Annotated in this window: 8 protein-coding genes and 1 pseudogene; 2 read left to right on the top strand and 7 right to left on the bottom strand. The window is 48.9% G+C overall.

The features are described 5' to 3' along the window. The first annotated feature begins 222 nt into the window (after positions 1–222). Complete coding sequence (locus tag VM802_RS27050; RefSeq protein ID WP_325536631.1) at positions 223–867, top strand: MarC family protein; 645 nt, start codon at positions 223–225, stop codon at positions 865–867. A 410-nt stretch (positions 868–1,277) separates the two neighbouring features. Here VM802_RS27050 and VM802_RS27055 read toward each other — a convergent pair whose 3' ends face one another. From VM802_RS27055 to VM802_RS27075, 5 genes are all read right to left on the bottom strand, one after another. After that, positions 1,278–2,369, bottom strand: a complete 1,092-nt coding sequence (locus VM802_RS27055; RefSeq protein WP_325536633.1) for an efflux RND transporter periplasmic adaptor subunit — start codon at positions 2,367–2,369, stop codon at positions 1,278–1,280. A gap of 17 nt (positions 2,370–2,386) precedes the next feature. Next, a complete protein-coding gene (locus tag VM802_RS27060; protein WP_325536635.1) occupies positions 2,387–5,581 on the bottom strand; it encodes an efflux RND transporter permease subunit in 3,195 nt (1,064 codons plus the stop codon). Between the two features lie 47 nt (positions 5,582–5,628). Then, positions 5,629–7,026 carry a TolC family protein gene (locus VM802_RS27065; RefSeq protein ID WP_325536637.1) on the bottom strand — a complete coding sequence of 466 codons (1,398 nt, stop codon included), beginning with the start codon at positions 7,024–7,026 and terminating at the stop codon, positions 5,629–5,631. Positions 7,027–7,073: 47 nt separating this feature from the next. Beyond that, on the bottom strand, positions 7,074–7,385 hold the full coding sequence (locus tag VM802_RS27070) for a hypothetical protein (protein WP_325536639.1): 312 nt from the start codon (positions 7,383–7,385) through the stop codon (positions 7,074–7,076). 136 nt (positions 7,386–7,521) lie between these two features. Continuing rightward, positions 7,522–8,322, bottom strand: coding sequence for a DUF6630 family protein (locus tag VM802_RS27075; RefSeq protein WP_325536641.1), 801 nt, complete (start codon positions 8,320–8,322; stop codon positions 7,522–7,524). A gap of 178 nt (positions 8,323–8,500) precedes the next feature. On the opposite strand from VM802_RS27075, the gene VM802_RS32445 reads away from it, so the two are divergent. After that, on the top strand, positions 8,501–8,737 hold the full coding sequence (locus VM802_RS32445) for a hypothetical protein (protein ID WP_414647132.1): 237 nt from the start codon (positions 8,501–8,503) through the stop codon (positions 8,735–8,737). A 90-nt stretch (positions 8,738–8,827) separates the two neighbouring features. Here VM802_RS32445 and VM802_RS27080 read toward each other — a convergent pair. Together VM802_RS27080 and VM802_RS27085 are read right to left on the bottom strand one after the other, a co-directional pair. Beyond that, positions 8,828–9,562: pseudogene (locus VM802_RS27080) on the bottom strand (outer membrane beta-barrel protein); the annotation flags it as partial. 103 nt (positions 9,563–9,665) lie between these two features. Further along, positions 9,666–9,922: hypothetical protein (locus VM802_RS27085; protein ID WP_325536645.1), on the bottom strand; the 257-nt coding region annotated here is incomplete at its 5' end.

A 9,922-nucleotide genomic window follows, 5' to 3' on the forward strand; every position in this document is an offset into this window, starting at 1 on the left:
TGGCGCTTGGTACTTTCACCAATATCCCTGCAGATATTATTCTTAGTATATCCGTTACCGTTATAGTGCTGATAAGATTACTCAGCCTGCGTTATAACTGGCAGCTGCCCAGAATAAACAGTCGTTAGTTTTTAGTTTAAAATGATGCATTATAATTTTAAAATTCTATATTTAGTCATTATACAACCAAAGCTAAACACTGAGCGCTAAATCCTGCTATATATGATGTCATTGTTCGATAACTACATCGCGTTTGCTACCACTGTTTTCATGGGTTTACTGGCGATTGTTAATCCCATCTCAGCAATCCCTGTGTTCCTGGAGCTGACCTCCTATATGGACCGGAAAGCCAAGCGCAATATCGCCACCAAATCCGTGCTGATTGCCTTCTGTATTATCCTGGTGTTCAGTGTGGCAGGCAAACTTATCTTCCATGTATTTGGCATCACACTGGCTGCGTTACGTGTTACAGGTGGTATACTGGTGTTTCTGATAGGCTATGAAATGGTGCGCGGAAAAGAGAGTAAAGTACAGCATGAAAAGCTGGGTGATCAACCGGTGAAGGCAGACCAGGGAATAAGCGTAGCCATTACCCCTCTTGCGATGCCGTTGCTGGCCGGTCCGGGTACCATCACAACTTCCATGAGCTATTCCGCGGCAAAAGACCTCACTCATCTTGCCATTGTGATCATTATCTACGCCGCCATCTGCTATATTACCTATCTGCTTTTCATTGCAGGTGAACGCATTGTGAAAGTGCTGGGTACCAACGTCATGATGGTGATAACTAAAATGATGGGGCTTATCCTGGCCGTAATTGGCGTACAGATGCTGGCTCTCGGTATCAAGGAATTGTTTAACCTCTAATTTTTTTTCTCTTCGCAACAATTTCAAATTCCCCCGTGTTAATTAAACAATAGGTCCACTGGGCTCAAAATAACCGGTATAGTATAAGCTGTATCAAACAGTTGTATTCTCGTCCGCGTGGCATTGAGCCATGAGCGCTTTACGCGTTTTCTGTAGCATGGCCAATGGAATTCCGGCATGCTATCCAGTCTGCATATTTTCACTAACTGTCGGCCGTATATCACACGTGCGGCGGTTTTCCGCGCCACCCATTAAAAAAGATTTTTTAGTTGAACAACAGGTAAAAATCCGTTATTGATTACTAGGTGGATAATATTGTTCCCTTTTTTCAATAGGAGCATGAAATAAATCAATATAGACGGAACAGTTAGCGAAAAAGCCGTCCCGACTCCTCGGGACGGCATCACTGCTTAGCGGGGCGCCGTTATCCCATCTTTGATCTCATCCGTGGCATCCAGTACGACATTATCTCCTGGCCTGAGGGCGCCAAAGATTTCTGTGGAGTCGTTATGATGGTTACCTTCCTGTACATCTATCCATTTGGTTTTATGATCTCTCACTGCAATTACATATTTTTTTTCTGTGGAAGTAACAACAGCTGAAGAAGGTACTACCAGCGCAGATGCGGTACCATTCAGCGGCAGGCTGATCTCTGCATACATGCCGGCTTTGAGTTGCTGGTTATTGTTCTGCACATCGATCTCCACTGCTTCTGAACGGTACTTATCATTCAGTGTACCGGCTTGCCTGGAGATGGTTCCCTGAAATTCCTTCCCGGGCAGAGCATTCACGCCAAAGGTAACCGCCGCACTGCGCAGCAGTTGCCCGCTGTACATTTCCGGTACCTGCAATACCAGCCTGAGCTTATCCTCCTGTTCCAGCATCAGCATGGGTTTGCTGTCTGCTTTGGTGTCAGGCCCTACCAGTGCGCCGGGATGCACATTCCTTTCAGTTATCACACCATCAAATGGCGCTGTAACAGTCAGGTAGCCCAACATCACTTCCCTGGCCCTGAAATTAGCCAGTTCGCTGTTCATTAATGCGCTGTCTCCCAGCATACGTGCACGCGCCAGTTCCAGGTCGTGCGCGGAGATGGTACCTGGCTCTGCGCTCACTGCCAATGTGCGTTCATAGTTGTCTTTGCTGGCAGCATAGCCAGCCTTCGCCTGCAGGTACCTTGACTGTGCGGCGTAGTACTGCTGCGCAATTTCAGGCGCTTCCAGCACTAACAGTACCTGCCCTTTCCTTACATGCGAACCACGGTCAACACTGATGCTTTTGATGAAACCATTTACCCGCGGGAAGATGGACACTTTCTGGAAAGGTTCCAGAACGCCTGGCAGCCGGATGTTTCCGGGCAGCGATTGTTCTACGGTTTTGCCAAGAGTGAGTGTTCTCCCGGCGGGAGCTGTCTTTTTATATTCAGGCGCCGCCGTGCTGTGACAGGCGACCATACCTGTTACTACGGCTGCAAAGAATAATAGCATGCTTATATACTTCATGGGATATATTTTAAAAATTATTTTTCTGCCGGCATCAGTGACGGCGAATCCAGTCCGGCTTTACGTTGTATGATACCGTATATCTGTGGTAACACCAGCAGCGCTGCAAAGGTGGAAGCAATCAGCCCTCCTATTACAGCGCGGCCCAGTGGTGCAGTCTGGTCCCCCGCTTCACCCATTCCTGCTGCCATTGGGATCATCCCTGCAATCATGGCGAGGCTTGTCATCAGGATCGGGCGCAACCTGATACCCGCGCTCACTACCGCCGCTCTGCGGGCATCATTATATTCCACCCGTAGCTTCTCCGCATTGGTAACGATGAGGATGGCATTGGCCACCGATACGCCGGTGGACATGATCATGCCCATATAAGATTGCAGGTTGAGTGTGGCGCCTGTGATGATCAACATCAGCAGCGCACCGGCAATTACGGCCGGTACTGTGCTCAGCACGACCAGCGACAGCCGGAACGACTGATAATTGGCTGCCAGTAACAGAAAGATCACGACCACCGCTATTGCCAGGCCATTCTGCAAACTGTCCAACGTTTCCACGAGCAGGCTGGAAGCCCCTTTCAGTTCGACTTTCAGGCCTTTGGGCGGGGTACCGGCATTATCAACCACCCGCTGCACCGCTTTGGTGGCAGTGGCCAGATCGGCGCCTGAGATATTGGCACTAACGGTAACGAACCTACGAGGACCGGCGCGGTCTATTTCGCCCGGCATTTCGGTCAGGTCAAAGGTGGCTACATCCGCCAGTACCGGGCGCGGGCGGCCTTCCACCAACGGAATCTCCTTCAGATCGTTGATGGCGGTCATGCTGTATTCAGGTATCTGCACCTGCACCTGGTATGTGTACGCCACCTTTTCATCGAGCCATTGGTTCTTCTCCGTAAAGCGGCTGGATGATGTAGAAGCCGTAACAGAGCGTGCCACCTGATAAATGTTAAGTCCCATCTGCGCCAGCTTCAGGCGGTCGATATGTATACTGATTACCGGGAAATGCAATGGTTGTGCGATCTGCACGTCACGCAGAAACCTGACCTGCTTCATGCCATCCACCAGCCGTTCTGCAAAGCCGGAGATCTGCTGCATGTCTTTTCCTGCCACACGCAGCTCTATCGGCGTAGCGGCGCCCTGGCTCATGATCTTTTCTGTCAGATCTATCGGTTCAAAAGACAATCGCATCCCTGGTATCTTCTTCGTAATATTCTCTCTCAGTTTATCTTTCAGCATTTCCATGTCCACCTTATAACCTTCATCCAGGTTTATCTGTAATACTGCTTCATGTGAGCCGCTGTTGAAAATATACAGGTTGCTGGTACCGTAGCTGCTGGGAATAGTTCCCACATACGCAGAGCTGATGGCCACATGTCCATTGACCGTGCTGTCGATAATATCCAATACATCATGGAGCCGGGCTTCCGTGCGCTCAAGCCGTGTGCCATCGGGCATCCTGAGGCGCAGCTGAAACTGACCGCTGTTCACATGCGGCATCAGGTCTTTACCTATCCATAGATAGCAACCACCTGCCAGCAACAATGCACCCGCTATATAAATAACTGTAATGAGGCGCGATCGTTTCATTCCACTCTCCAGCACATGCATGAACCAGCGTTTGAAGCGCTCAAAGAAAGTATTAGATGCAGGATGCGCCTGTTCTTCTTTCAGATGCGCATTCACTTCTGCTATCTCATTTTTGTCCAGCGCGAGTCCTGCATGCGCATGTTGGTATTTCTCTGCTTTTAACCACCAGTTGGAAACCACAGGCACCAGTGTCTGCGCCGCGAAGTAAGAGGCAATCATGGCGAAGCCGATAGAAAGTGACAGTGGCAGGAACATCGCGCGGGGCACGCCTGTCATGATAAACGACGGAGCGAACACCGCGAGTATGCACAGTAGTATCAGCAGCAGCGGGAAGGATATTTCTTCGCAGGCATCGTATACGGCGAGACGCAGCGACTTCCCCATCTCCAGGTGCTGATGTATGTTTTCGATGGTAACAGTGGCCTGGTCCACCAGGATACCGATGGCTAGTGCTAGACCGCTCAATGTCATCAGGTTGATGGTTTGCCCGGTGAGCTGCAAGCCCATCACGGCGCTCAATACCGCAACCGGTATCGTGATTACCACCACGAGGCAGCTGCGCAGGTCGCGCAAAAAGAGCAGCACCATCAATCCTGTAAGCAGCGCCCCCAGCAAACCTTCTGTGATCAGACTTTTCACGGCGTTGATCACAAATACAGACTGGTCAAATTCGTAAGAGATTTTCACATCATCCGGCAGAAGACTCTGCATATCGGGTAGTTTCGCTTTCAGCTGCTTTACCACATCCCAGGTGGAAGCCGTGGCCGTTTTCACTACAGGAATATATACAGAGCGCTTTCCGTTCACCAATGCATAGCTCACGGTAACGTCTGCAGCGTCGCTTACTTTAGCCAGGTCCCGTATAAACACGGTGTTGTTACCATTTGTGACCACCGGAATCTCACCAAAGTCTGTTACCTGCTTTTCGAGTGAATTAATGGTGGTTACATACATCGTGTTGTTAATGCGGATGTTGCCGGACGGTGTCATCACATTGCTTCTGGCGATGGCCTCTACTACCTGATCGGCGGAGAGGTTGAAACTACGCAGCTTCTGCGGGTCCACGTTCACCACTACGGAGCGCGAGTTGGCGCCAAAAGGTGGCGGAGCAGACAATCCCGGTACCGATGCAAACATCGGACGGATGCGCGTGGAGGCGAGATCGTAGATCTCTTTCAACGATTTATCCGGGCTGCTGAAGACCAGCTCTCCTACCGGTAATGAAGACGCATCGAAGCGCACTACCTGCGGCGGCAGGGCGCCGGGCGGGAAGAACTTCATCGCGCGGTTCACCTGTAAAGCCACTTGTGCAGAGGCTTCTGCCATATCCGTGTTTTCGTAGAACGACAATTTTAATAGCGTTAATCCCTGAATGTTTTTGGTAGAGATATTCTTCACGCCATTCACATAGAGAAACTGGTCCTGCAACCTCGTGGCAAAGAAGCCTTCCATTTGCTGGGGCGACATACCGCCATAAGGCTCTATCACATATATCGTGGGCAGGTTGAGCTGCGGGAAGATATCGACAGGTATTTTGAATATAGCCAGCAGGGAGAAAAGCAGTATACCGCCGGTGAGCACCACCACAGTAACTGGCTTTTTCAATGCGGAAGAAACTAATGACATAGAAATAGTTTTAATATCTGATAGTTGACCACTATCAGCTGTAATGATCACTGAAGACTGAAAGCCGCGATGTTATTACTGGCATAGGCGGCCCTAAAAAGAGCCACCCAGGCGGCAGTACGGGCTTCTACCAAATCTGTTTCGGCTCTATTGAGCACAAAGAGCGCATTGGTCACATCAATGATGTTGGCCAGGCCGCCCTTGTACAGCGAGGTTTTCTGCCTTGCCGCTGCGCGTGCTGCCTGCAGCTGCAGCGGCAACTCATTCAGTTTAGCCTTCGACGTTAGTATATCATTCTGTGCCTGCTCATACATGTTATGCAACACAACACGCAAGGTTTCCAACTCCTGCGATGCTGCGGCCGACCTGTATTGCTGTACTGCGAGCCTTTCGTGCCGGCGCCGCTGATCTGTGATATTCCAGGTTACACCGAGGCCCAGCAAGTAATTATACCTGTTGTATCCCAGGCCACTGAAGAGATTTTTATCGTAGTAGTCGTTGAAAGAACCGCTGGAACCGCGCATCCATCCAGCGGCCATGAGGCTCAGTTTAGGCAGGCTCTGTTTACGTACAATCAGCTCCTGCACCTGTTGCCTGCGGAAAAGGGCGTCATAATACTGCAGCAGCGGATGCGTGTTATCAGCGACTGTGCTACTGCTATCGCTATTGAGCATAGCCATCAGACGCCCGCCGGTATTCCATTCGGGCGTTACCTGCGAGGTGTCGAGCCCGGTCAGGGTAGCTAGTTGTATGCGCGCCTGGTTGTAGTGGTTGGATACGTCCAGCAGATTAAGGCGTGCTTTGGAAAGCTCGGCAACAGCAATGGTGCTGTCTACGCCCGGCTTGAGGCCATGCAGTACTACGGTAGTGACGGCATGGACTATTTCCGCATTCCGTTTTACGTTGTCTGCCTGTATATTGATTAATTCGTGTAGCCGTAATAGTTGGAGATAAGTTTCAATTACGTTCACTGTAAGCTGGTTGGCAGTATTACCGAGATCGGCGTGGTTTACCTCCAGCGCTCTGCGGGCATCTTCCCGCTGACTGCCGTAGGCGCCGAAGTTATAGATCTCCCATTGCACATTGGCCATCGCAATGTTGCCGCTCATGAGTGAGCTGACATTTTCATTGCGGATGCCTCCGGATGTGGAAGGGATCAGCCCCATGGTAAAATAGGAGCCGTAGATACTGTTATCTGTGCCAACATCGACCTGGTCATGCAATTTCAGTACAGGATACCAGTTATGTCTGACGTCCGTAAGATTAGCTTCGCCAGCTTTTACCAGTTGCTGTTTGGCCTTAACGGCCGGGTAGCGGGCAAGTGTCAGCGTGATAGCTTCGCGCAGCGAAAGACTATCCGCAGTTGTTTGTGCGAATAAGGAAGTAATGGGAAACAAGCATACCAACAATCCATACCTCTTCTTCGCGGAAATACGTATACGCATAAATCGCTCAAAAGATTTAAGAAAATAAAAAACATCAATATGTGGGATCAGACTGTTGGCGGGCCTCTCCAGCTTCTGAGCGGAACGGGGATACTGAGATAAGGGTTGCTGTGATAACCTGATATGACATCAGCAACATATACAAAACGTTCGCGGAGTGTGATGCAGATAACAGCGCATTGCCGGTCGTGGTAATCGTTAAGACCTACCGGGCGGCGCTTGAAACGCGTGGGGGTTGTCTGAAGGCGATAAGCAGCAATTGCTTTAGCATTCTTATTCTTTGTAAAGGATATTCCGGTTGCCTGTTGTATGCGCACTGCATTCTGCGCTGTCTGTGGCAGCACAAAGGCGGTGATCAATCCAAAAAGTAAATACCGGAAAAATCTCACTATATAAAAAATTATCGCAGCTCTAATTTATTCAATGCTACCGGGTTTCAACGAATGTTCCTATGCATTTTAATGATATTTTAATACTGCGGTAGCAAGTCGCGTACTAGAAAAAGCATACCAGGCCCAGTTCCTCCATCTTCAGCATGGCATTAGCCAGGCGAAAGTCCTGCATGGGGAAACAGGCAAACGACTGGTATTCATCCAGCTCAACACCGATAGCTACAATCTTCAGCTCGTACTCCTCCAGCTGCACATTGAGGAAGTCCAGAAATGTCTTGGCATAATCATCTGCAGCAGCGATTTCTTCATACTCTTCATCAGTGGGCCCTTCCAGTATAATGCCGGCCGACTGTACAGGTTGCAGCTGGTTCAGCGCGAAGATACCTTCATCTGAAAGTTCCTTCCATTCAAATTCCGCCAGGTTGCTGGTATTCTGCAGTGCCACCTGTAATTCTTCCCAGATGTCAGCCGGATTGGACTTTACAATATCCGGCAGGTTATTGATCTGTTCTTCGGCATCTTCTTCATCAAAAATGTCCAGGTATAACTGTTCCAGTGGTTCTTTAGCGTTGGAAAGTCCGTGCAGTTTTTCAAGTGTCCGCAGTTCCTTTATCATGGCATTCCAGAGGGTTACCAGTTCTTCATTATCATTTTCACTCATCTCATCGGCGATCAGCGCGGCCTTTTCATGTAGCTTGTGGTTGTCAAGCTTGTTCTTCCGGATCATCAGTTCCGCTTCAGCAAATGATACTTCATAAGAAGTACAATCCTGAAAGGCGGTATTGATCAGTACTTTGTCTTTGAAGATCTCATGTACAACGCTTTCCTTTACATCGATATGCGGGTTACCGCTATCCTTGCCGAATGTGGTTGTAAGCCAGGTAAAATCCACGTGTGAAAGCATGACTGTGATGATTATGATTAATATGATTATTGTGATTATTATATATAGTAAAAAGGGAATGGTTGCAAGATAGATGATAATTATTACAGTAAATAGAATCAATAAAAAACCGGCACAGAAAATAATCCTGTACCGGTGTATTGCATGATAAAATCATTTCAATATTCATACATCAAAAATCAATCTCCGCACATCATCCTCATCACAAAAATCACATGAATCAGAGTCTGAATTTGACGCCTGCATTCACTCCCAGACCACCTATGTTGATATAGGATTTCAGGTCATTGGCGGGAGCATTATCATTTTTGTAGGTAACCTTGGAGCCGGATTGTCCGGTGGGTGTGTTGGAATTTTGGTCCAGGGTGGTTACGTACTTGGTATTCTTTTCAGCGACGCTGAGATCATTGAGTGACCGGCCCGGCAGATCAGCGATAGTAGCGCCGCTAGCAGGGTTGATCGCTTTGTTGGTTTCTGTGTAGGTAGTAATTTCTTTTTCCTTGCCTTTCACAGGAACGTTGCGGTACTCTGCCTCCACGAAGATATTGAACCGGCGCGCAACAGCGAAAGACACACCCAGTGCGCCCTGGAAACCGATAGTAGCATTAGGCTTGATCTCTTCCTTGCGGTGAATGTTAGTCTGGATCATTGTCCCGGGAGGAAGCGGTGCGCCTGCTGGCGGACGATTCAGCTGGAAAGCATCCGTTTCGATGTAGAGCCTGCCATATAAAGGCACAACTACCCCAAAACGGACGTAAGGATTCACCTTCTCAAGACCTGGACTCACCACCAGACTGGGTGCGAAGTCTACGGCATTTACATGACCGTAAGATTCCACATTCGTCAATATAGTACCGGAGCCTGCTGCAGTAGCGAGGCTGCGGGTCATGAGGTTCTTTTTGCTGTGGTAGTAATTAAACGATGCCTCTACTGACAGGTATTTATTAATATCATACCCAACAGTAAGGCCTCCTCTTACACCTTCTCCATAGGAACCGGTAAGCACTTTACGACTGAGAACAGTTTGAGCACCGGTGGCGGTATTCACTTCAATACGCCTGTCTTCAGGCGGTAACGGGCCAACATTCGGGAACTGTCCCGGTGAAACACTAAAAAAATAACCGCCGGCGGCTTTCAGGTAGAATCTTGAATGGGCTGACGTGGACTTGTCCTGGGCGTGGACGCTTCCTGATACAGCCAATGCCAGCATGGCTGCAGAAAGCAGGAAAGGTTTTCTCATATTCGACGGTTTTGGTGATAAACAACTATACTATACAGTGAAATCAACTATACAGGGGAAGTTACCAAATTGTTATCAAATAACAAGCGCCGTCATTAATAATCTAAAATGCTTCTGCAAGAGATAAATACAATCCTTTCTGTCTTGATTCGCCCGCGCGCTTCTCTCCTACGGCGTAGTCTATACGAACAGTAAGTTTCGCGCTTTCATCATAGAAATAGCGGACGCCAATTCCATAACTTGGTTTGAAACCTGACAGTTGAAAATCGTGGTTAGAGAAAACACTGCCTGCGCCGGCGAAAGCTGCCAGTGCGAATTTGGGTCTTACGTCCACAAACCAGATACGGATATGCATTTTCG

Source organism: Chitinophaga sp. (assembly GCF_035538455.1).
Taxonomy (GTDB): Bacteria; Bacteroidota; Bacteroidia; order Chitinophagales; family Chitinophagaceae; genus Chitinophaga.

Coding starts and splice junctions, on each gene's coding strand:
- VM802_RS27050 (WP_325536631.1), top strand. CDS start 223: ATGATGTCATTGTTCGATAACTACATCGCGTTTGCTACCACTGTTTTC.
- VM802_RS27075 (WP_325536641.1), bottom strand. CDS start 8,322: ATGCTTTCACACGTGGATTTTACCTGGCTTACAACCACATTCGGCAAG.
- VM802_RS27055 (WP_325536633.1), bottom strand. CDS start 2,369: ATGAAGTATATAAGCATGCTATTATTCTTTGCAGCCGTAGTAACAGGT.
- VM802_RS27065 (WP_325536637.1), bottom strand. CDS start 7,026: ATGCGTATACGTATTTCCGCGAAGAAGAGGTATGGATTGTTGGTATGC.
- VM802_RS27060 (WP_325536635.1), bottom strand. CDS start 5,581: ATGTCATTAGTTTCTTCCGCATTGAAAAAGCCAGTTACTGTGGTGGTG.